General features: G+C 72.3%; 21 protein-coding genes and 1 riboswitch. Of the genes, 2 read left to right on the forward strand and 19 right to left on the reverse strand.

The features are described from left to right. Positions 1 to 2: 2 nt before the first annotated feature. The 5 genes from FHX82_RS12190 to FHX82_RS12205 all read right to left on the reverse strand — a co-directional run bounded on the left by FHX82_RS12190 (position 3) and on the right by FHX82_RS12205 (position 5,147). Positions 3 to 929 (reverse strand): RluA family pseudouridine synthase, encoded by a 927-nt coding sequence (locus FHX82_RS12190; protein WP_145937162.1) that lies wholly within the window; start codon positions 927 to 929, stop codon positions 3 to 5. After that, a complete protein-coding gene (lspA, locus tag FHX82_RS36935; RefSeq protein WP_229881279.1) occupies positions 926 to 1,483 on the reverse strand; it encodes a signal peptidase II in 558 nt (185 codons plus the stop codon). Before lspA ends, FHX82_RS12190 begins: the two co-directional genes overlap by 4 nt. Next, a complete protein-coding gene (locus tag FHX82_RS36940; RefSeq protein ID WP_229881281.1) occupies positions 1,480 to 2,190 on the reverse strand; it encodes a hypothetical protein in 711 nt (236 codons plus the stop codon). The genes lspA and FHX82_RS36940 overlap by 4 nt, the downstream gene beginning before the upstream one ends. Positions 2,191 to 2,204: 14 nt before the next feature. Next, a complete protein-coding gene (locus FHX82_RS12200; protein ID WP_145937161.1) occupies positions 2,205 to 3,506 on the reverse strand; it encodes an aminotransferase class V-fold PLP-dependent enzyme in 1,302 nt (433 codons plus the stop codon). Between the two features lie 33 nt (positions 3,507 to 3,539). Then, positions 3,540 to 3,654: riboswitch (SAM riboswitch) on the reverse strand. A 14-nt stretch (positions 3,655 to 3,668) separates the two neighbouring features. Further along, positions 3,669 to 5,147: a potassium/proton antiporter gene (locus FHX82_RS12205; RefSeq protein WP_145937160.1), complete on the reverse strand. Its 1,479-nt coding sequence runs from the start codon at positions 5,145 to 5,147 to the stop codon at positions 3,669 to 3,671. Between the two features lie 86 nt (positions 5,148 to 5,233). Between FHX82_RS12205 and FHX82_RS12210 the strand changes: the two genes are divergently transcribed. Further along, positions 5,234 to 5,800 carry a hypothetical protein gene (locus FHX82_RS12210; protein WP_145937159.1) on the forward strand — a complete coding sequence of 189 codons (567 nt, stop codon included), beginning with the start codon at positions 5,234 to 5,236 and terminating at the stop codon, positions 5,798 to 5,800. On the opposite strand, the gene FHX82_RS12215 is transcribed toward FHX82_RS12210, so the two are convergent. Both FHX82_RS12215 and FHX82_RS12220 read right to left on the reverse strand, forming a co-directional pair. Beyond that, positions 5,736 to 6,005 carry a DUF167 domain-containing protein gene (locus tag FHX82_RS12215; protein WP_145937158.1) on the reverse strand — a complete coding sequence of 90 codons (270 nt, stop codon included), beginning with the start codon at positions 6,003 to 6,005 and terminating at the stop codon, positions 5,736 to 5,738. The two genes, FHX82_RS12210 and FHX82_RS12215, sit on opposite strands and share 65 nt — an antisense overlap. Then, on the reverse strand, positions 6,002 to 6,676 hold the full coding sequence (locus FHX82_RS12220; RefSeq protein ID WP_145937157.1) for an ArsR/SmtB family transcription factor: 675 nt from the start codon (positions 6,674 to 6,676) through the stop codon (positions 6,002 to 6,004). The genes FHX82_RS12215 and FHX82_RS12220 overlap by 4 nt, the downstream gene beginning before the upstream one ends. Before the next feature lie 66 nt (positions 6,677 to 6,742). Here FHX82_RS12220 and FHX82_RS12225 point away from each other — a divergent pair, with 66 nt between their 5' ends. Beyond that, a complete protein-coding gene (locus FHX82_RS12225; RefSeq protein WP_145937156.1) occupies positions 6,743 to 8,116 on the forward strand; it encodes an MFS transporter in 1,374 nt (457 codons plus the stop codon). Here FHX82_RS12225 and FHX82_RS12230 read toward each other — a convergent pair. The 12 genes from FHX82_RS12230 to murG form a co-directional block, all read right to left on the reverse strand. Beyond that, complete coding sequence (locus tag FHX82_RS12230) at positions 8,020 to 9,546, reverse strand: penicillin-binding transpeptidase domain-containing protein (protein WP_229881283.1); 1,527 nt, start codon at positions 9,544 to 9,546, stop codon at positions 8,020 to 8,022. The two genes, FHX82_RS12225 and FHX82_RS12230, sit on opposite strands and share 97 nt — an antisense overlap. Before the next feature lie 51 nt (positions 9,547 to 9,597). Continuing rightward, positions 9,598 to 12,783, reverse strand: coding sequence for an isoleucine--tRNA ligase (ileS, locus tag FHX82_RS12235; RefSeq protein WP_145937155.1), 3,186 nt, complete (start codon positions 12,781 to 12,783; stop codon positions 9,598 to 9,600). 269 nt (positions 12,784 to 13,052) lie between these two features. After that, positions 13,053 to 13,631: a hypothetical protein gene (locus FHX82_RS12240; protein WP_145937154.1), complete on the reverse strand. Its 579-nt coding sequence runs from the start codon at positions 13,629 to 13,631 to the stop codon at positions 13,053 to 13,055. A gap of 89 nt (positions 13,632 to 13,720) precedes the next feature. After that, entirely contained in the window at positions 13,721 to 14,563 is an 843-nt protein-coding gene (wag31, locus tag FHX82_RS12245; RefSeq protein WP_145937153.1) for a DivIVA-like cell division protein Wag31, read from the reverse strand. A gap of 55 nt (positions 14,564 to 14,618) precedes the next feature. Then, on the reverse strand, positions 14,619 to 14,903 hold the full coding sequence (locus FHX82_RS12250; RefSeq protein ID WP_177229006.1) for a YggT family protein: 285 nt from the start codon (positions 14,901 to 14,903) through the stop codon (positions 14,619 to 14,621). Positions 14,904 to 15,080: 177 nt separating this feature from the next. Next, positions 15,081 to 15,677: a cell division protein SepF gene (locus FHX82_RS12255; protein WP_145937152.1), complete on the reverse strand. Its 597-nt coding sequence runs from the start codon at positions 15,675 to 15,677 to the stop codon at positions 15,081 to 15,083. Positions 15,678 to 15,716: 39 nt separating this feature from the next. Continuing rightward, a complete protein-coding gene (locus tag FHX82_RS12260; RefSeq protein ID WP_145937151.1) occupies positions 15,717 to 16,460 on the reverse strand; it encodes a YggS family pyridoxal phosphate-dependent enzyme in 744 nt (247 codons plus the stop codon). Continuing rightward, positions 16,457 to 17,155, reverse strand: a complete 699-nt coding sequence (gene pgeF, locus FHX82_RS12265) for a peptidoglycan editing factor PgeF (protein WP_145937150.1) — start codon at positions 17,153 to 17,155, stop codon at positions 16,457 to 16,459. The genes FHX82_RS12260 and pgeF overlap by 4 nt, the downstream gene beginning before the upstream one ends. A gap of 31 nt (positions 17,156 to 17,186) precedes the next feature. Then, entirely contained in the window at positions 17,187 to 18,461 is a 1,275-nt protein-coding gene (gene ftsZ, locus FHX82_RS12270) for a cell division protein FtsZ (RefSeq protein WP_145937149.1), read from the reverse strand. A gap of 565 nt (positions 18,462 to 19,026) precedes the next feature. Next, positions 19,027 to 19,818: a cell division protein FtsQ/DivIB gene (locus FHX82_RS12275; protein ID WP_145937148.1), complete on the reverse strand. Its 792-nt coding sequence runs from the start codon at positions 19,816 to 19,818 to the stop codon at positions 19,027 to 19,029. Then, the gene (gene murC, locus FHX82_RS12280; RefSeq protein WP_145937147.1) at positions 19,819 to 21,204 is read right to left on the reverse strand and encodes a UDP-N-acetylmuramate--L-alanine ligase; all 1,386 of its coding nucleotides are present in this window, start codon (positions 21,202 to 21,204) and stop codon (positions 19,819 to 19,821) included. Continuing rightward, on the reverse strand, positions 21,201 to 22,286 hold the full coding sequence (gene murG / locus FHX82_RS12285) for an undecaprenyldiphospho-muramoylpentapeptide beta-N-acetylglucosaminyltransferase (protein ID WP_261377207.1): 1,086 nt from the start codon (positions 22,284 to 22,286) through the stop codon (positions 21,201 to 21,203). Before murG ends, murC begins: the two co-directional genes overlap by 4 nt. Positions 22,287 to 22,304: the final 18 nt, after the last annotated feature.

Here is a 22,304-nt window from a genome sequence, read left to right on the forward strand (position 1 = left end):
GGCTAGCTCTCGTCCCGCAGGATCTGCAGCGCGTGGGCCAGGTCGTCCGGGTACTCGGCCTCGAACTGCACCCAGCGGCCGTCCGCCGGGTGGGCGAAGCCGAGCGTCCGCGCGTGCAGCCACTGGCGGGTCAGGCCGAGCCTCTTCGCCAGCACCGGGTCCGCCCCGTACGTCAGGTCGCCGACGCACGGGTGCCGCAGCGCCGAGAAGTGCACGCGGATCTGGTGCGTGCGCCCGGTTTCCAGCTTCACGTCCAGCAGGGACGCCGCGCGGAACGCCTCCGTGACCTCGTAGTGCGTGACGCTCGGCCGCCCGCCCGCGACGACCGCGAACTTGTAGTCGTGCTTCGGGTGCCGGTCGATCGGCGCGTCGATCGTGCCGCGCGTCGGGTCCGGGTGACCCTGCACGACGGCGTGGTAGCCCTTGTCGACCGTGCGCTCCTTGAACGCCCGCTTGAGCACCGTGTACGCGTGCTCGCTCTTCGCGACCACCATCACGCCCGTCGTCCCCGCGTCGAGCCGGTGCACCACGCCCTGCCGCTCCGCCGCGCCCGACGTCGAAATCCGCAGCCCCGCCGCGGCGAGCCCGCCCACGACCGTCGGGCCGGTCCAGCCCGGGCTGGGGTGCACGGCCACGCCGACCGGCTTCGACACCACCACGATGTCCTCGTCGTCGTGCACGATCTTCATGCCCTCGACGGGTTCGGCGACCACCTCGACCGGCCGGTCCGGGTCCGGCAGGGTCACCTCCAGCAGCCCGCCCGCGGCGAGCCGCTCCGACTTGCCGACCGCCTGGCCGTCGAGCAGCACCTCGCCGGACTCGGCCAGCTCGGCCACCACCGTGCGCGACAGGCCGAGCAGCTTCGCCAGCCCCGCGTCCACGCGCATCCCGTCGAGCCCGTCGGGGACGGGCAGCATCCGCGTGCTCACTTCTTGACCCGCCTGGTGCCGTCGTAGTCGCGCCCCAGCAGCGACAGCAGCACGATCAGCACGCCGCCGACGCAGATGCACGAGTCGGCGACGTTGAACACCGGCCACACCTGCGCGTTCGGCGCGAACACGGAGATGAAGTCGACGACGTGCCCGCGCAGCGGCCCGGGCGCGCGGAAGATCCGGTCGATCAGATTGCCCAGCGCCCCGGCCAGCACGAGCCCGAGCCCGACCGCCCAGCCGGGCGAGCGCAACCGCCCGGCGAACCAGACCAGCGTGACCACGACGCCGATCGCGACGATCGCGAAGACCCACGTCAGCCCGGTGGCCATCGAGAACGCCGCGCCGGGGTTGCGCACCAGCTGCAGGTACGCCAGCCCGCCGAGCACCTTCACCGGCGCTTGGCCCGCCAGGTTGGCGACGACGAGCGCCTTGGTGACGATGTCCAGGGCCAGCGCGACCACGGCGACGCAGGCCAGCAGCACGACCCGGCGTTTCGGGGGCGCCACCGGCTCCGGCTCGGTCTCCGGCTGGGACTGGTGTTCGGTGCTCACCGGGCCATTGTCCTCCCGCCCGGCCCCAGCACGGCGAGAGCCCCGGCGAGTGCGACCGCACCCGCCCCGAGCAGGCCGGGGGCCCCGTCCCCGAACACGGGCCCGGCCAGCGCGAACAGCACCGCCACGAGGCCCAGCAGCACGCTGCGGGCCAGCACCGCGAGCACTCCCAGCCCGAGCGCCGCCGTGACAACGTCGACCAGGTCCGGGTCGAACGCCGCGATCAGCGCGTACGCGGCCAGCGCCAGGCAGACCACGCCCGCGACGACCGCGGGCCGGTACCCCGGCCGGAACCACACCCACGCCCCGGCGCAGGCGCCGAGCAGCACCAGCGGAACGCCGACGGCCGTCGCGAGGACCTGGCCGCCGAAGGCCCGCGCGGCGGCAGCCAGCGCGGCACTCAGCACGACCACCACGAGCCCGGCGCCCCCGATCAGAAGCACCCGGCGCCGGTACCAGACGACCGTTCCCAGCAAGGCCACCGTGACGGCGAGCTGCCGTGGCGTGCCCCACCGCCAGCTGCTGGGCTCCTCGGCGGGCCGCAGCACGGGTTCGCCGATTCCGTACAGGAACTGCACGTGGAAACCCTGTGCGGGCGCGTAGGCGAACCACCCGGTCGGCGTGCGCATCTCCCACAACGCCGCGGCCAGCAGCAGGAATCCCAGCAGGGCAAGCGGAAACCACGCGGAACGACTTTCCCCAGTCATCCGCGCGAGGCTACTCACGCCAGGAAGGGCGGCACCTCACGCGGGTCCGGCGTCGGGGCCCAACGGCCGTCCGGCTTGCCGTACGTCCATCGCGCGCCGCGGGCGGTGATCTGCCTCAGTGCGAGCACCAGGCGGTCCACGTGCTCCGCCGTCGTGCCCAGGCCCAGGCTCACCCGCAGCGCCTGCTGCCCGCCCGTGAGCCGGCGGGTGCAGATGTGCGCGCAGAACGCGCCGTCGCGGACGCCGATGCCGTACTCGGCCGACAGCACCGCCGCGAGCCAGCCCGGCTCGTACCCCTCGACCACGAGGCTCACCGTGCCGACCCGGTCACCGTCGTCGTCGAACAGGCGCAGCTCCGACAACCCCGGCACCGCGGCGAGACCACGCCGCAGCCGCGTCAGCAGCTCCTCCTCGTGCGCGGTCACCGCGTCCCAGTCCGCGGAGAGCTGCTCGCACGCCACGCCCAGCGCGTACACGCCGACGGTGTTGGGCGAGCCGGCCTCGTGCCGCTCGGGCCCGGAGTGCCACACCACGCCGTCCTCGCTGACGTTCTTCGTCGCGCCGCCGCCCGCGAGGTACGGGGTCGCGGCCCGCAGCCAGTCCGAACGCCCGATGAGCGCTCCCGCCCCGAAGGGCGCGTACAGCTTGTGGCCCGAGAACGCGACGTAGTCCACGTCGAGCTCCCGCAGGGAGATCGCCCGGTGCGGCGCGAGCTGCGCGCCGTCCAGCGCGATGCGCGCGCCGTGGCGCCGGGCGACTGCCGCGATCTCCCGCACCGGCAGCAGCTCACCGGTCACGTTGGACGCGCCGGTCAGCACCACCAGCCGGGGTCCCTCGGGGCAAGCGGCGAGCGCACTGTCCACAGCGGACACCGCCGCCAACCGCGTGCGGGGTGTGGGGATGCGGTGCACGTCCGTGCCGCGCCAGGGCAGCAACGCCGCGTGGTGCTCGGTGTCGAACAACACGACCGACGTGTGCCGGGGCAGGCTGCGCGCCAGCAGGTTGAGCGAGTCCGTGGTGTTGCGCGTGAAGATCACGGTGTCGGTGCGCCGCGCGTCGACGAAGCGCAGCACCCTCTCCCGGGTGCGCTCGTAGACCTTTGTGGACACCTGCGAGGCGAAGCCCGCGCCGCGGTGGACACTCGCGTACCACGGCAGGAACTCGTCGAGCGCGGAGCGCACCGCGGCCAGACAGGGCGCGCTCGCGGCGTGGTCGAGGTTCGCGTACTCGACGGATTCCCCCGTCACCAGCGGAACCCGCGTGTTCAGCGTGGCCGGCACAGTGGTGGGGACGACGGGTTCGAGAGCGAGAGTCATGATGCCTCCTCGGCGGTCCAGGGGACCCCGGAGGGCCCGCGCTTGCCCACCGCACCTCGCGACGGGCCAGGTCCTCACCCGGGGCACCCCACCGCGGTTGGAGGGTTGCCGGCCAGCAAGCCGGGGCTTCGCGCTGGCACTCATGACCTACGGCGAACTGTATCAGCGACCCGACTCGCCACGCCAGCGAGCCAGCGGCCCCGCCCGGTCCACCGCACGCAACCGCCGCTCCGCGAGCTGACGCGCCGACTCCGTCGCGACCACCAGCAACTGGTCGCCCTCCTGCAGCCGGCTCGTGCGCTGCGGGGTGAAACTCGTCCCGTCCCGCACGACCAGGCTCACCGACGCGCCGACGGGCAGGCGCAGCTCGTTGAGGTACACGCCGTGCAGGCGGGAACCAGGCTGGATGCGCACCTGCAGCAGCGCCGCGTCCAGCTCGTCCAGCGGCGCCGCGTCGACCTGGATCTCCTTCGGTTCCGTGTCGGCGGCCAGCCCCAGCAGCTTCGCCACCGGCGCCAGCGTGGTGCCCTGCACGAGCGTGAGGACGATCACGAGCACGAACACGGCGTCGACGAGCCGTTCCGCGCCGGGCAGGCCGGTGGCGAGCGGGATCATCGCGAGCACGATCGGCACCGCCCCGCGCAGCCCCGCCCACGACAGGAACACCTGTTCGCGCCACGGAACCCGGAACGGCAGCTGCGACAGCAGCACCGACAGCGGCCGCGCCAGCACCAGCACGACGGCGCCCGCGACCAGCCCGGGCACCACCGCGTCGAGCAACCTGCCCGGCGACGCGAACAACCCCAGCAGCACGAACAACCCGATCTGCGCCAGCCAGCCCATGCCCTCGGCGAACGACAGCGTGTCCGACCGGTGCGGCAGCCGGGCGTTGCCCAGCACCAGCGCGGCGACGTAGGTGGCGAGCAGGCCCGACGCGTGCGCGAACTGACCGCCCGCGTACGCGACGACACACACCGCCAAGGTGGCCAGCGGATACAGGCCGGTGGCGGGCAACGCGGCGCGCCGCAACGTCCACGCGCCGGCCCAGCCCAGCGCGGCGCCGATGAGCAACCCGGCGAGCAGCTCGTAGACCACCAGCAACGGCAGCGTCCAGTCCACGCGCGTGCCCTCGGCGAGCACCACCACGACGATGTACACCGGGGCGTCGTTGATGCCGGACTCCAGCTCCAGCGCGCCGACCAGCCGCTGCCGGATGCCGACGGTGCGCAGCACGGAGAACACCGCGGCGGAGTCGGTGGACGCGAGCACCGCGCCCCACAGCAGCGCCATCCGCCAGTCCAGGCCCAGCAGCCAGTGCAGCGCGGCACCGGTGATCGCGACGCTCAGCCCGACGGCCACTGTGGACAGTACAATTCCCTGCCACAGCGCGGGTTTCACCGCCGACCACCGCGTGGTCAGGCCGCCTTCGGTGAGGATCATGACCAGCGCGGCCAGCCCGAGCGACTGCGTGAGCGAGGCGTCGGAGAACCGGATGCCGAAGCCGGCCTCGCCGAGCAGCACGCCGAGCCCGAGGTAGAGCAGCAGCGAAGGCAGCCCGACGCGCGTCGACAACCGCACGGCGAGCACGGCGACCAGCAGCACGGCCGCGCCCAGCCCCAGCACGACCGGTAGCTCGGCCACCGCCACCTCCCCTCTCCGCCACCCAGCGTAGAGAGGTGCCCGGAAAATCCGTGGACCGGCTCGGACCCGCCGGGGATGCTGGCCCGATGCTCGTCGTTTTCCACCCGTCGCCGCGAGGTGCCCGTGCGGTGCTGCACCGCGACGACGGTGTCACGCTCCAGATGCGGTCGTACGACCGGAAATCCCGGGTGCCCCACGACCTCGCCCACGCGGTGACCGAGCGTGAACTCGGCCTGAGCACCGGGGTGTTCGGCTGTCTCGCCGCCGGGGCGCTGTTCGCGTCCGTCCAGGTGCTCGAAGGCCGGCTGCGTTACGACGCCAAGGAACGCAGCCGCCGCCTGATCGCCGGTCACGCCCGGGACATCGCGGTCGCGGAGGTCCTCTCGGCGGTGGTGCACGACGCGGTCGAGCACGAGCGGCCGACGCCGTTCGCGGCGGCTCGCGCCGCGTGGGGTTCCCTGCGCGAGGAACCGTTTCCGTACGAGGAAACGGATGTGCAGCGCGCCACCAGCACCCTGCGCAGGCTCGGCGACGCGTGGGTGCACCTGCCCGCGGGCACGGGCCTGCGGTTCGACTGGCCGCGGCGGCTCACCGCTGCCGCAGTGCCGCCAGCACGTCCTCGATCCCGTCGGGCGCCACGGCGAGTTCGATGACCTTGTCGCGCCCGCGCTCTCCTTGCGCCACAAGGACATCCCGGCTGCGCAGCCCCAGCTCCCGCGCCAGTACCCTGCGCACGGCCTCGTTCGCCTTGCCTTCGACGGCGGGTGCCTTGACCGCCACCACCAGAGCGCCCGCGTGGTCACCACCGACGAAGTCACGCCGGGCGCCGGGCTTCACCCGGATCGCGAAGCGCGTCACGCCAGCACAGCCTCGTCGACACCCAGCCGCGCGAACGGTTCCCCGGCGCACAGCCGGATCGCGCGGTGCGGCTCCCGCACCACCCAGCCCTCCCCGAGCGCGTGGTCGAGCAGCGCGGCGGGCAGCGCGCCGCCGAAGTGGTCGCGCCGCTCGGTCCAGTCGAGACAGTCGCGCAGGAGCGGTCGCCGTCCGGCCTCCGGAACGGGCACGCCCAGCTCGGCCAGCACCTCGCGGCCTCGCGACGTGAGCGTGAGCCCGGCCTGGACGTCGACGAGCCCGGCACGCACCAGGCCGTCCCGGAGCGCGACGCCCAGCGTGCCGGCGAGGTGGTCGTAGCAGGTGCGGGCGAACGCGAGCCGCTGCACGCGCAGCGACTCCTTCAGCCCGCGGGCGGGCCGCTGCTCGGCGTGCTGCGCGAGGTGCTCGATGAGCTCGGCCACGCGTGGGCCGGCGAGGCGCACGTAGCTGTGCCGCCCCTGCTTGGCACCGGTGACGAACCCGGCCTCCCGCAGCCGCGTCACGTGCTCGCTCGCGGTGGACGGCCCGACCCCGGCGGCCTTCGCCAGCTCGCCGACGGTCCAGGCGCGCCCGTCGAGCAACGCGAGGCACATCGCCGCCCGGCTGGGCTCCGCGAGCACAGCGGCGACCTCCGCGAGTCCGACGGTCTGCACGTCTCCCACGCTAGCCGCCGCACACATCGGCGGGTACCGACACGTCCCGCTCCTAGCGTCGGCGCCATGAGGAAGCAGCTGACCCTTCTTTCCCTTTGCCTGGGCCTGTTCCTGGCCCAGACCGACACGACCGCCGTCAACCTGGCGCTGCCCGCGATCGGCGCGCGCCTGCACGGCTCGCTGGGGAACCTGCAGGAGGTGGTGGACGCCTACAACGTCGCGTTCGCGGCACTCCTGCTGACCGGCGGCACCCTCGGCGACAGGTTCGGCAGGCGGCGCCTGTTCCGCACCGGCACGGCGATCTTCGTCCTCGGTTCCGTGCTGTGCGCGCTGGCGCCCACCATGACGCTGCTCGTCGCCGCGCGTGCCGTGCAGGGCGCGGGCGCCGCGCTCGCGATCCCGCAGAGCCTGGCGCTGCTCGCGGTGGCCTTTCCCGGACGCCGCGAGCGGCACCGCGCGATGGCCGCCTGGTCGATGGTCACCGGCGTCGCGCTCGCGTCCGGCCCCGTCCTCGGCGGGTTCCTCGTCGAGCGGACGGGCTGGCCCGCCATCTTCTGGCTCAACCTGCCGATCGGCCTGGCCGCGCTGGCGCTGAGCCTCGCCGTGCCGGAGTCGGCCGATCCGCGCCCGCGGGGCCTCGACGTTCCGGGGCAGCTGCTGGCGGTGGTGTTCCTGGGCTCGCTCACGTTCGCGGTCGTGCACACCGCGGTACTGGCGGGGGCCGTGGCGGTGGCCGCCGGAGCCGCCTTCCTGTGGGCCGGGCGGCGGGAGGGGGCGATGCTGCCGCTGGGCCTGCTCAGGCGCGGACAGCTGCCGGTCGCCGGCACGGTCGCGCTGTGCATGACCTTCTGCATGTACGGGTTCCTGCTGCTCGCGGGGCTGTACCTGCAACGGGACCGGGGCGCGGGCACGCTGCTCGCCGGACTGGAGCTCCTGCCGCTGCCGCTGGTGGTGGTGCTCGGGTCGCCGCTGACCGCCCGGCTGGTGACCCGGTTCGGCCCGCGCCCGGCGATGACGGCCGGGATGGCCGCGCTGGCCACCGGGCTCACCGCGTTCGCGGTCGCCGGGCCGCGGGCTCCCCTGCCGTTGCTGGAGGTCGTGTTCGCGGTGCTCGGCGCCGGGCTGGCGCTGAACACCGGGCCGGTGGTCGGCGTCGCCGTCAGCGCGGTTTCAGCCGACCGGGCGGGTCTGGCCGCGGGCGTGGTGAACCTCGCCAGGATGTCCGGCGCCGCGCTCGGCGTCGCCGTCCTCGGGGTTGTCATGGCCGGTGCCGGGCTACGGGCGGCACTGGCGACCGGCGCGGCCTTCGCACTGGCCGGTGCGCTCGTCGCCTGGCTCGGGGTTCAGAGGCGGCTCAGGAACGCCGCCGACGCCGAGACCGCGGGCTTCGAGGAGTTGGTGCCCAGCACCAGCAGCGAGAACGCCACGTCGTCGCGGTAGCCGGCGAACCAGCCGTTCGCCTGGGCGCCGTTGCCGAACTGGGCCGTGCCCGTCTTGCCGTACACCTTGCCGCTGCTCGCGAGCCCCTTCGCGGTGCCGCCCGTGACCACCTCACGCATCATCGACCGCAGCGCGGTGACCACGCCGCTCGGCGGCGCGTCATAACCCGTGGTCACGCTGGTCTCCTGCCCGCGCACCAGCTGCGGCGTGACGGCCTTACCGGATGCCACCGTGGCGGCCATCAGCGCGAGCCCGAACGGGCTGGCCTGCACCGTGCCCTGTCCGATCGCCGACTCCACCTGCTCGGCGTCACTGCCCGCCGCGACGACCTTGCCCGCCTCCGTGGAGACCCCGGGGATGTCGAAGTCGGCGTTGAGCCCGAACTGGCTCGCCGCGTTCGCCAGCGCGTCCTTGGGCAGCTGCGAGGCGAGCTGCGCGAACGTCGTGTTGCACGAATGCGCGAATGCCGAGTGCAGCGGCAGCGGGGCCAGCGAGAACTGGTCGTCGTTCGGAATGGTGCGCTGGCCGAGCTGGACCGTGGCCGGGCACGGCAGCACGGTGTCCGCGTCGGCGACCCCGGCTTCCAGCACCGCCGCCGCGGTCGCGATCTTGAACGTCGAGCCCGGCGCGTACTGCCCGGTGAGCGGGTTGTCCTGGCCGGTCCCGGCCGCCGCGACCGCGAGGATGTCACCCGTCGAGGGCTGGATCGCCACCAGCAGCGCCGGGGCGCCCGCCGAGTCGACCGCCGCCTGCGCGGCGGCCTGCGCCTTGCTGCTCAACGAAACCTGCTGCGGCTTGGCCTCGACCTTCCCCTCCTGGTAGAGGGTCTGCTCGCCGTCGGTGGCGCTGACCCGCACGACCGACCACGCCTGGCTGCTGGTGCGCAGCTGCTGGACCTTCGGCAGCACCAGCGGCGCGGCCTTGGGGTCCAGCACCTTGCCGTCGCGGTCGGTCACCGTCGTACCCGCACCCGCGCGGACCTCCAGCCGGTCACCCGGCCCCAGCTCCGGGTGGATGACCGCGGGGCTGAAGTGGACGTGCCAGCCCTGGTCGTCGTGCTTCAGCGGCAACGTGACGTCATAGCTCCACACACGCCCGGGGCTGAGGTTCCACTTGACCCGCGCGAGCGCCGAGTCACTCTTGAGCTGCGTCAGCGTCGCGACCGGCTTCGCCGGTGCGAAGCCCTGAGCGACGGCCCGGAACGCCGTCCGGGCAGCCGCCGGGTCGTCAGTCAGCGAAGCCGCGACATCACTGTCCGACGCCCAAGCCTGCAGGTACTTGTTCACCAGCACCTCGGCGTCTCCGCCCGACGAGGCCGAGGCGGGCGCCTGGCCCGAGCCGCCGCGCAGCACCACGAACGCCGCCACCACGATGGCGACCACCACCACGGCGGCTCCGGCCAGCACCCATCTCTTCGCGTTCCGCGACACGCTCGACCCCCAGTCGGTTTCGCCGGTAGATCGATCTCGCCGCGAACTTCGTTACGCCTTGACCACTTTCACGCGGACCTTGACGCCTTCACCCACCGTGCCCTCGGACCCGCCGTCGACGGGCCCGTACGACACCGACACCGCCAGCGTCTCGCCCGCCAGGAACTTCTCGTGCTCCTTCGCGGCCGCGACCACGTCCTCGGGCGCGTCGACGGTCAGCTCGATGCGGTCGGAGACCGCCAGCCCGGCGTCCCGGCGCGCCTGCTGCACGACGCGCACCAGGTCCCGCGCCAGGCCCTCGGCCGCCAGCTCCGGCGTCACCTCGGTGTCCAGCAGCACCAGCCCCGACCCGTCCGGTAATTCCGACGCGGCAGCAGTGCCGTTGGAGTCCTTCGCGACCAAGCGCCGCTCGTACTCGTTCTCCAGCAGCTCGATCCCGGCCGCGACCACGGCACCCTCGGGCGAGGTGGTCCACTCCCCCGCCTTGACGGCCTTGATCACCTTCTGCACGTCCTTGCCCAGCCGCGGCCCGGCCGCCCGCGCGTTGACCGCGACCTCGAACCCGCCGTGCGCGGCGACGTCGGGCGTCAGCTCGACCGCCTTGACGTTCACCTCGTCGGCGATGATGTCCGCGAAGTCCCGCAGCGACTCCGCGTCCTCGGCCGCCACGAGCAGCTTCGCCAGCGGCAGCCGCACCCGCAGCTTGTTGGCCTTGCGCAACGACAACGCGGACGAGCACACCTGGCGCACCCGGTCCATCGCCCGCACCAGCGAGACGTCGGCGGGCAGCTCGTCCACCAGCGGCCAGTCCCGCAGGTGCACCGAGCGGCCGCCGGTCAGCCCGCGCCACACCGCCTCGGTGGTCAGCGGCAGCAGCGGCGCCACCGTCCGGCAGACCACCTCCAGCACCGTGTGCAGCGTGTCGATCGCGTCCTGGTCCCCGGCCCAGAACCGCTCGCGCGAACGGCGCACGTACCAGTTGGTCAGTACCTCCAGGAACTCGCGCACGCTCTGGCAGGCGCCCGCGATGTCACAGGTGTCCAAAGCGGACTGCACGTCGGTGACCAGCTCGTTGGTCTTGGCGAGGACGTAGCGGTCCAGCACGTGCTTCGAGTCGGTCCGCCAGTGGCCTTCCACGCCCGCGGCGTTGGCGTACAGCGCGAGGAAGTAGTACGAGTTCCACAGCGGCAGCACGGCCTGGCGCACCGAGTCGCGGATGCCCTTGTCGGTGACGACCAGGTTGCCGCCACGCAGGATCGGGCTCGCCATGAGGTACCAGCGCATCGCGTCGGAGCCGTCGCGGTCGAACACCTCGTTGACGTCCGGGTAGTTGCGCAGCGACTTCGACATCTTCTGCCCGTCGGAGCCGAGCACAATGCCGTGCGACACGCACATGCGGAACGCCGGGCGGTCGAACAACGCCGTCGCCAGCACGTGCAGCACGTAGAACCAACCCCGCGTCTGCCCGATGTACTCGACGATGAAGTCACTCGGGTAGTGGTGCTCGAACCAGTCGGCGTTCTCGAACGGGTAGTGCACCTGCGCGTACGGCATCGAGCCCGAGTCGAACCACACGTCGAACACGTCCGGGATCCGGCGCATCGTGGACACGCCGCTCGGGTCGTCCGGGTTCGGCCGGGTCAGCTCGTCGATGAACGGCCGGTGCAGGTCGGCCGGCCGCACGCCGAAGTCCCGCTCCAGCTCGTCGAGCGAGCCGTACACGTCGATGCGCGGGAACTCGGGGTTGTCCGAGACCCACACCGGGATCGGCGTGCCCCAGTACCGGTTGCGCGACACCGACCAGTCGCGCGCGCCCTCCAGCCACTTGCCGAACTGGCCGTCCTTGACGTGCTCGGGGTACCAGGTGATCTGCTGGTTCAGCTCGACCATCCGGTCGCGGAACCGCGTGACCTCGACGAACCACGACGACACCGCGCGGTAGATCAGCGGGTTGCGGCAGCGCCAGCAGTGCGGGTACGAGTGCTCGTAGGTCTCGTGCCGCAGCAGGACGGCGCCCTGCCGGGCCGCCGAGCCGGTGCCGTTCTTCAGGTCGCGGATGATGTTCGGGTTGGCCTCGAACACCTGCTGGCCCTGGTAGTCCGGCACGGTGGCGTCGAAGCGGCCGCGCGCGTCCACCGGGGTCACCGGGGTGATACCCGCCTCGTCCGCGACGGCCTTGTCGTCCTCGCCGTACGCGGGCGCCATGTGCACCACGCCGGTGCCGTTGTCGGTGGTGACGAAGTCCGCGAGCAGCACCTGGTGGGACTTCTCGTTGCCGACGAAGTACGGGAACGGCGGCGCGTAGCGCAGGCCCTGCAGCCCGGTGCCCTTGTACCGCGCGACGACCGTCGGCTCCTCGCCCAGCTCGCGCGCGTACGCCGGTACGCGGGCCTCGGCGAGCAGGAACCGCTTGCCCGGGAAGGACTCGGATTCCACCACCACGTAGTCCACGTCCGGGTGCACCGCGGTCGCCTGGTTCGACGGCAGGGTCCACGGGGTCGTGGTCCAGATCAGCAGGTGGGTGCCGTCCAGCTCGTTGCCGTTGCCCTCCAGACGGAACCCGACCGTGACCGCCGGGTCCTGGCGGTTCTGGTAGACGTCGTCGTCCATCCGCAGCTCGTGGTTGGACAGCGGCGTCTCGTCGCGCCAGCAGTACGGCAGGACGCGGTAGCCCTCGTAGACCAGGCCCTTGTCCCACAGCTGCTTGAACGCCCAGATGACCGACTCCATGTAGGACAGGTCGAGAGTCTTGTAGTCGTGCTCGAAGTCCACCCACCGGGCCTGCCGGGTGACGTAGTCCTGCCACTCGCCGGTGTAGCGCAGCACGGACTCGCGGCACGCCTTGTTGAACTCCGCGATGCCCATCGCGTCGATCTGCGACTTGTCGGTGATGCCCAGCTGGCGCTCGGCCTCCAGCTCGGCGGGCAGCCCGTGGGTGTCCCAGCCGAACCGGCGCTCGACGCGCTTGCCGCGCATGGTCTGGTACCGCGGCACGATGTCCTTGACGTACCCGGTCAGCAGGTGCCCGTAGTGCGGCAGGCCGTTGGCGAACGGCGGGCCGTCGTAGAAGACGTACTCGTTGGAGCCGTGGACGCCGGGCTCGCGGGCGTCGATGGTCGCCCGGAACGTCCGGTCGGACTCCCAGTAGGCCAGCACTTCCTTCTCCAGCGCGGGAAAAGACGGCTGGGACTCGACCTGGCCCGGGGTCTGCTCCCCCAGCTGTGCCTTGGGGTACATCGGTGCGCTCCTCGCGGTGTTCGTCGCTCTCGTAAGGGATCTGGCGATCCCGCACGGGGACGAGACGCGCTCGTGCGCGTTCCGCGGTACCACCCCGCTTGCCCGCGCACTGCGCGGGCCGCTCGTTCGGCGGCTGTCACGGGCCGCACCCGTCCGGTTCTACTGGGGCGTGAGCCCGTTCTTCCGGAAGCTCCCCGGTGATGGCCGGATCGATGCCTGCTACTGGAAAGGTTAGCGCACGGCGCTCGAGGATTTTCGCCGCGGCCGGTTCAGCGCTTGCTCTTCGCCGCCGCCAGCAGCTTCGCGTCCGGCGTGCAGCGGGCGCACGGCGAGAACCCGAGGTCCCGCGCCTCCTTGACGGCGATCGGGATCGTGTCGCGGCCGGACAGCCACGGGCACTCGGCCACGTGGTAGCGCGGGTACTCGTCGACCACCAGCACCTCGGTGCCGAGCTTCGAGACCGCCTCCGCGTCGGCGGGTTCGGTGGGCTCCTCCGCCGGATCCCCGGTCTCGACCGCCTGGACCTGCTCCTCGTCGAGCTCGCCGGTGAAGGGCACCAGCTCCGTCTCGTCGCCGGGCTCGGCCTGCTCGGGCTCGGCCTCTTCGGCCTTGTCGGCGGGCTCGTCCGCCTCGGGCTCCGCCGCCGGCTCCTCGTCCACCCGCGTCTCGGTCGCCCTGGACGCGCGACGACGCGCGCCACGGCGGCGGAAGAAGTCGGCGACCAGGACGAGCCCGGCCAGCACCGACAGCGCGATGGAGACCCAGGCCCACAGCGAACTCGCCGTGATCAGTGCCGTGACCAGCAGCCCGAGGGCGGCCAGGACCAGGAGCAGAACGATGTAGAGCACGGTGAATTAGAGCACGGACCACGCCTCGAAACGGTTCCGACCCTCCCGGGAGGAGGACCGGAACCGTTCCAGTGCGTGAGGAAGGCCCGTCAGCCCGCTTCGGCGCGCGGACCGAACGAGTAGCCCTGGCTGCCGCCGGAGCCCGTGCCGGATCCGCCGGAGGTCGAGGACGCCGACGCCGGAGCCGCGGACCCGCGGTCGTCCAGCTCGCGCAGCTGCGATTCGAGGAAGCCCCGGAGCCTGGTCCGGTACTCGCGCTCTATCGTGCGCAGCTCCTCGATCTTCTTGCCGAGCGTGGTCTTCTCGGCGTTCATGTTGTTCATCGTCTCGGTGTACTTGCGCTGGGCCTCGCGCTCCATCGACGTCGCCTTGTCGCGCGCCTGGCGCTCCAGCGTCTCCGCGCGGGTCCGCGCGTCGTTGAGCATCGACTCGGCCCGCGTGCGCGCCTCGTTCACCATCGAGTCCGACTTCGCCCGCGCGTCCGACAGCAGCTGCTCGGACTTGGCACGGGCCTCGGCCAGCATCCCGTCGGACTCGGTCTTGGCCTCGGCGGTCAGCCGGTCGGCCATCTCCTGCGCCAGGCCGAGCACCTTGGCGGCCTGCACGTTCGGCTCGCCGCCGTCCGACATCGAGTGGGCCTGGGTCTGCTCCACCGGGGACGGGGGCGGCGGCACCGGCGCCAGCCGGCGCGACGTCTCCTCCCGCGCTCCGCCGCCGGCACGGGCGGAGTCGAGGTCGCCGCGGGCCGACTCCAGCTCGGCGTCGAGCTGCTCGACCTGCTGCCGCAGCTCGTTGTTGTCTTCGATCAGCCGGGCCAGCTCGGTCTCCACCAGGTCGAGGAATGCATCCACCTCGTCCTCGTTGTAGCCCCGCTTGCCGATGGGTGGCTTGCTGAACGCGACGTTATGCACGTCAGCGGGGGTCAACGACATCAGATCACCTCACGCACTCCATGGCCTGCTCCGACATCCCCGGGCTTCCCCGATCTCACCCGGGATACGCCAGTTGCATCAGTATGAACACAACCAACAGCAGCACCATAATCGATAAGTCCAGTCCGACGCCGCCAATGCGCACCATCGGGATGAGCCGCCGGACCAGACGGACCGGCGGATCGGTCACTGTGTAGATGGTCTCGAGCGTCACCGCAACCCCGCCCGCCGGGCGCCACTCACGAGCGAACGCACGCACCAGTTCGACGACGACACGCGCCGTGAGCAGCAGCCAGAAGACGAAGAGCACGTAGTAGACGACAGTCCAGAGCACATCCACGGGACCACTCTGCCACATGGCCACACCCCCTCCCGCACCCGAGACGACCGAACTGTCCGGGTCGCGTGACCGTACTGTGATTTAGCCAACGGTGTCACCCGATCGGCCTAACGTTTCACTCTTCGTCACCGAGCAGCTACGGTTTCGCCTACGCAGAGCGCACAGCGATAACTCCAGTCAGTGACGAAGGAAGAGGCCGCCCTCGGCGATCCGGCGTCGCTCCTCGGCGGTCACCTCGACGTCGGGCGGCGACAACAGGAACACCTTGTTCGTGACGCGGTCCATCGAACCGCGCAGCGCGAAGGCGAGCCCCGCCGCGAAGTCGACGAGCCTGCGCGCGTCGGCGTTCTCCATCTCCGTCAGGTTGATGATCACCGGCGTGCCCTCGCGGTACGCCTCGCCGATCGCCCGCGCCTCCAGATAGCTGCTGGGGTGCAGGGTGGTGATCCGGCTCAGCGGATCACGCTGCGTGGCGCGCGGAGCCTCCGGCACGGGCCGCAGCCGGGCCACCGGCTCCGGCTGGCGTTCGACGGCGAGCGCGCCGTGCACGGCGGGCTCGCGGCTGTGCGGACGGGGCAGTGGCTCGTCCTCGTACTCGGAGCGGTACCGTCGACGCGAACGCGCGGGCGGCTCCTCCTCGTACCCGTCGTAGGAGCCCTCGGCGAAGTCCTGGCGGTAGTCGTCGCCCTCGTCGTAACGGTCGTAGGATTCGTAACCGTCTTCGTCGGCCGGGATCATGCCGAAGTAGGCCTTCAGCTTGTTCAGCGCACTCATGCCTCTCCCTAGCCGCTCCCTCAACTGACTACCCGGAGATCATCGCGCACTTCCGGGTGATCCGCTTGCGATCGAGGCTAAACCGCGGCCACCGAGCAACGCGGTTCCGACACGCACACAGGTGGAACCGTGCGCGATCGCCTGTTCCAGATCGCCACTCATGCCCGCGGACAGCTCAGTGGCCCCCGGGTGGTCCCGGCGGAGCTTTTCCGCAGCGAGAGCGAGCTTTTCGAACGCCGGTGCCGGGTCCTGGCCGAGCGGCGCCACGGCCATCACGCCCCGCAGTCGCAGACCACCCGTACGGGCGATGTACGCGGCCAGTTCGTCGAGTTCCGGCAGCGGGCAGCCACCACGCGCCGGGTCGCCGTCGATGCTCGCCTGGACGAGCACGTCGAGCTTCGGGCGGGCCTCGGCGAGCACGGCTTTGTCGAGCGCGCCGGCCAGCCGGACCGAGTCGACGGACTGGACCTCGTCCGCCCACCGCACGACCGACCGCGCCTTGTTGCGCTGCAGCCGCCCGACCATGTGCCAGCGGATCTTCGCCTCGGGACGCAGCTGTGCGACCTCGCCGGCCTTCGCGCTCGCCTCCTGGTCGCGGTTCTCGGCGAGGTTGTCCAGCCCGAGGTCGGTCAGCAGCGCGGCGTCGGACGCGGGGAAGGTCTTGGTGACGGCGAGCAGCCGCACCTCGTCGCGGGACCGGCCCGCCGCCTCGCACGCCGCGCGCACGCGGGCTTCGACCTGTTCGAGCGCTTTCGCCAGCTGCTCCTTGCGCGCGTCGCTCATTTCTCGATCCAGGTCAGCGCCGCGATCCGGCCCGTGGTGCCGTCGCGGCGGTAGCTGAACAACGTGCGGTCCTCGAACGTGCAGCGCGGGTCGACGCCGATCTTGCCGACCCCGGCGTCGGCGAGCTGCTGCCACAGCCCGGCACGCAGGTCGAGGCCGGGCGTGCCCTTCCGGGTCTTCGTCGCGCTGCCCGGCAGGTGCTGCTCGACGTCACGGGCCATGTCGGCGGGCACCTCGTAGTCCTCACCGCAGATGGCGGGCCCGAGCAGCGCCTCGATGCGCTCGGGTCGCGCCCCGAGCTCCTGCATGACCTTGAGGGTCGCCGGAACGACGCCCACCCGGGCGCCGACGCGGCCCGCGTGCACGGCGGCGGCGACGCCCGCCTCGGCGTCGCCCAGCAGCAGCGGCACGCAGTCGGCCACGAGCACCACGACGGCGACGCCGGGAGTGGCGGTGACGAGCCCGTCGGTCGCCTCCGCCGGACCGTCCTCGGTGCCGTCGACGACCGTGACGGTCCGCCCGTGCACCTGCTCCATCCAGGCGATGCGGTCCAGCCCCAGCTCCTCGGCCAGCCGCTTGCGGTTGGCCGCGACCGCGGCGGGGTCGTCCCCCACGTGGTCACCGAGGTTGAAGGATTCGTACTTCCCCGCCGAGGCCCCACCGGCCCTGGTGGTCACCACCCGTCTGATGCGCACCCGTTCACCTTGCCACGAACGCGCGCGCGAATCAGCGGCGCATGAACGGCGGCACGTCGACCTCGTCGTCGGTCGGGTCGTCCGTCACCGGCACGGCCCGGCCCGGCAGGCTGCCCTGGCCCGCACGCGGGGCCGGGTAGCTGCGAGGAGCGCCACCGGGCTGCGGGAGCGACGGCGACTGCGGGGCGGGCGGGTACGAGGGCGCCGAGGAGCTGCGCGGCGGCGGGAACGCACCGGACGCGGGCGGCGGCGGGCTCGCCGGGGTCGGCGGCGTCCGCACCTGGCCCGCCTCGGCGGAGACCGTGGAGCTGGACGACCGCGAGCCGACGGCGGGCGGTTCGAGCTTCTTGTGGGTCGGCGCACCGGCGTCGAACCCGGCGGCGATGACGGTGACCCGCACCTCGTCGCCGAGCGAGTCGTCGATGATCGTCCCGAAGATGATGTTGGCTTCCGGGTGCGCGGCCTCCTGCACGAGCGAGGCCGCCTCGTTGATCTCGAACAGGCCCAGGTCGGAGCCGCCCGCGATGGACAGCAGCGCGCCGTGCGCCCCCTCCATCGAGGCTTCCAGCAGCGGTGAGTTGATGGCCTTCTCGGCGGCCTGCACCGCGCGGCCCTCGCCGCGGGCGGAGCCGATGCCCATCAGCGCGCTGCCCGCCCCCGACATGACGGACTTGACGTCCGCGAAGTCCAGGTTGATCAGACCGGGCGTGGTGATGAGGTCGGTGATGCCCTGGACACCGGAGAGCAGCACCTCGTCGGCCGAGCGGAACGCGTCCATCAGGCTGACGCCGATGTCGCCGAGCTGCAGCAGCCGGTCGTTGGGGATCACGATCAGGGTGTCGCACTCGTTGCGCAGCGCCTGGATGCCGTCCTCGGCCTGCTTGCCGCGCCGCTTGCCCTCGAAGGTGAACGGGCGCGTCACCACGCCGATCGTCAGAGCCCCGAGCTTCCGCGCGATCGAGGCGACGACCGGTGCGCCACCCGTTCCGGTGCCACCGCCCTCGCCCGCGGTCACGAAGACCATGTCGGCGCCCTTGATGACCTCCTCGATCTCCTCGCGGTGGTCCTCGGCGGCCTTGTGCCCCACCTCGGGGTTAGCACCGGCGCCGAGGCCACGGGTCAGCTCGCGGCCGATGTCGAGCTTGACATCGGCGTCGGACATCAGCAGCGCCTGCGCGTCGGTGTTCACCGCGATGAACTCGACACCCTTGAGGCCGACCTCGATCATGCGGTTGACGGCGTTGACACCGCCACCGCCGATGCCGACGACCTTGATCACCGCGAGGTAGTTGTGCGGGGGCGTCATCGGGTCCGCCTTCCTGATCGTGAGTACTCGTAACGCTCGCCCGAAGGCGCAAAACTCTGAACCTCAAGTTGAGACTTAGAGTTATGTCAACTTCTGGCTTGCTGGTGGACGGTAGGGATCGAGCACGCCGGAATCCAGCAGCCACGCCGCGTGTCGCGCAAGGCGATGGAAAATCACCGGGAGGTAAGGGGTTTTCCGGAGCGGAGAGGCGCGTTTGGACTCGTGTGGGTGGCGCTCGCGATTCCTGTGGTCCGGTAGGGCAGGGATTTGACCGGGCGCTGGGCGCCCTCGTTCGCCCGGCCACCCCCGCCCCTTTCCCCTGATCGTTTAACGGTTGGCTTGCCGCCTCAAGGGCGCCTTCGGCGTCGCTTCGCGATCGCTGCGCGACCCTTGACCCGGCAAGCCAACCGCTAATGCAGCTGGGGATCGGGGACGGGGGAGGTCCGGGCGTGTGCCGGGCTTGGTGGCGTCGCCGGGTGGCCGTGGCGAAGGTGGGGCGAGGGAAGGCTTGGCCTCCTCGGGCTTGGTGGCGTCGCCGGGTGGCCGTGGCGAAGTGGAGGTGCGCCTAGGAGACCGTGGGCAGGTCCGGGCTTGCCACGTCGTACGTGGTGCCGTCCCTTGTCATCAGCACTGCCAGCACCTTCAGCTTCCGGTCCGGCTCGTCGGCGCTGCCCCAGCGCACGACCTTGCCGTTCACCAGGGTGAACTCCACGCCGCCCGGGGTTTGGGCCCGCACGGTCGTCACCTGGTCCTTCAGGCCCTGCGGCAGGGTCGCCAGCACCGCCATCACCGAGCGGGTCACGGCGTCGTTCGGGGAGACCGCCGTCAGGCTCAGTTCCGGCAGCTTCTCGGGCTTGTTGTGGACCGTCTTGTAGTCCAGGCCCGTCGCGTCGACCAGGTGCACGTTGCCGTCGGCGCCGAACCACGCGACCGGGGTGCGTTCGGTGACCGTGATGTCGACCGTCGAGGGCCACGAGCGGGACACGTCCACCGAGGCCACCCCCGGCAGCTGCAGCACCCGTTCGGCTATCGCGTCCGTGTCGACGAACATCATCGGCTTGCGGTCCGGCACCTGCGCCGCCGCGCGGATCTGGTCCGCGGGCACCGTCGAGGCGCCCTCGACGTCCACCGAGCGCACCCCCAGCAGCGACGTGCCGAACACCAGGTACGCCACCGTCACCACGGTGAGCACGGTCAACAGCGCCACCCACCGCCGCCGCAGGGCGCGGCGCCTGCTGACGCCCGTGCCGGTCCGGCTCCGCGCGGTCAGCGGACGGCGGCCCCGGCGGCTGCGGACCGGCTTGCCGGTGGTCGTCCGGCGCGCCGCGGGGCGCCGCCGCTGAACGCGCGTCGTCAACTACGCCCCCGCCCGCCGGTCCAGCTCGCCGAGGATCTCCGGGCCCAGCTGGGTCACGTCGCCCGCCCCCATGGTCACCAGCAGGTCGCCCGGCTTCACCAGGTCCGCCGCGAGCGGCACCACCCGGTCGAACGCCGTCTCGTAGTGCACCCCGGCACCCGAGATCCGGTCCGCGATCAGCGCGCCCGTCACCCCCGGCTGCGGCTCCTCCCGCGCGCCGTAGACGTCCAGCACCACGACCTCGTCGGCCAGCGACAACGCCTCCGCGAACTCCGCCGCGAACGTCCGCGTGCGCGAGTACAGGTGCGGCTGGAACACCACGACCACCCGCCCGGTGCCCGCCGCGTGCCGGACCGCCCGCAGCTGCGCCGCGACCTCCGTCGGGTGGTGCGCGTAGTCGTCGTACACCCGCACGTCGCCCGCGCGGCCCTTGAACTCGAACCGCCGCCGCACGCCGCCGAACGCGCCCAGCCCCTCGGCGAGCCCGGCCGCCGGAGCGCCCAGCTCGATCCCGGCCAGCAGGGCGGCCACCGCGTTGAGCGCCATGTGCTCGCCCGGCACCGCCACCGGCACGACGAGCTCCTCGCCGTCCAGCGAGATCCGGACCCGGCCACCGGTCTCCGTCGGCTCGTAGTCCAGCACCCGCGCGTCGTGCTCGCCCGTCACCGTGCGGCCGTAGCGCCGCACCCGGACCCCGGCCTGCTCCCCCAGCGCGCTCGCCGCCGGGTCGTCGCCGCACACGATCAGCAGGCCGCCGGCCTGGATGCGCTTGACGAACTCCGTGAACACCGCGCCGTACGCCTCGGGCGTGCCGTGGTGGTCGAGGTGGTCGGGCTCCACATTGGTCACGACCGCGACCGACGGCGAGTACGTCAGGAACGACCCGTCGCTCTCGTCGGCCTCCGCGACGAAGATCCCGCCCTCGCCGTGGTGCGCGTTCGCCCCGGACTCGTTGAGGTCACCGCCGATCGCGAACGACGGGTCGAGCCGGCAGTGCTGCAGCGCGACCGTCAGCATCGACGTGGTCGAGGTCTTGCCGTGCGTGCCCGCGATGCACGCGACGCGGTGGCCCTCCATCAGCAACGCGAGCGCCTGCGCCCGGTGCAGCACCGGGATCCCGCGCTCGCGGGCCGCGACCAGCTCCGGGTTGCTCTCCTTGATCGCGGTGGACACGACCACCGCCGTCGGGTCGCCGACGTTCTCCGCGCGCTGCCCGATCTCGATGCGGGCCCCCTGCGCGCGCAGGGTGAGAAACGCCCGCGAGTCCTTCGCGTCGGAACCGGACACCCGCCCGCCGCGGGCCAGCAGGATCCGGGCGATCCCGCTCATGCCCGCACCGCCGATCCCGATCAGGTGCGCCCGCTCCAGCTGCCGGGGAACGCTCACTTCGCCGCCTCCAGCACGATCTTCGCCAGCACTTCGTCGGCGTCGCGGTGGCCCATGCCGACCGCCGCCGCGCTCATCTTCGCCAACTCCGAGGGCTCGGTGAGCCGCGGGATGACCAGCTCGGCCACCTTCGCCGGGGTCAGGTCCGCGTCGAGGACCAGCAGCCCCGCCCCGGCGTCCACCGCGGGCTTCGCGTTGGTCGCCTGCTCCCCGTTGCCGATCGGCAGGGGCACGAACACCGCGGGCAGGCCGACCGCGGACACCTCGGCCACGGTCATCGCGCCCGAGCGGCACAGCACCATGTCCGCCGCCGCATACGCGAGGTCCATCCGCTCCAGGTAGGGCACCGGCACATACGGCGGGCGGCCCGGGAACTCCTGCACGACCAGCGTGTTCTTCGGGCCGTGCGCGTGCAGCACGCCGATACCGGCGTCGGCCAGCTCCTTCGCCGCGCCGGACACCGCGTTGTTGATCGTGCGCGCGCCCTGCGAACCGCCGAACACCAGCAGCGTCGGCGCGTCCGGGTCGAGGTCGAAGTGCTTGCGGGCCTCGGCGCGCAGCGCGGCCCGGTCCAGCGACGTGATCGAGCGGCGCAGCGGGATGCCGACCACCTCGGCGTTCGGCAGCGGCGTGCCGGGCACGGCCACGGCGACCCGCTTCGCGAAACGCGCGCCCACGCGGTTGGCCAGCCCCGGCGACTGGTTGGCCTCGTGCACCACGATCGGCACCCGCCCGCGCGCGGCCAGGTACGCCGGCAGCGAGACGTAGCCGCCGAAACCGACCACGACGTCCGCGCCCACGCGGTCGAGGATCTCGCGGGCCTGCTTCACCGAGTCGCGCACCTTCAGCGGCAGACGCAGCAGGTCGGCGGTGGGTTTGCGGGGCAGCGGCACCGGCGGGATCAGCTCCAGCGGGTACCCGCGGCGCGGGACGAGCTCGTTCTCGAGCCCCTTGGGCGTGCCGAGCGCGACGACGGTCGCATCGGGTCGCAGGCGCTTCACCGCGTCGGCGAGCGCCATGGCGGGCTCGATGTGTCCGGCCGTGCCACCGCCCGCCACGACGATGGTTGGGGGTGACTTCACAACACTGCCGGTGGCGCC

The sequence above is a fragment of the Amycolatopsis bartoniae genome (genome assembly GCF_014191255.1).
In the GTDB taxonomy this organism is placed as follows: Bacteria; Actinomycetota; Actinomycetes; order Mycobacteriales; family Pseudonocardiaceae; genus Amycolatopsis_E; species Amycolatopsis_E bartoniae.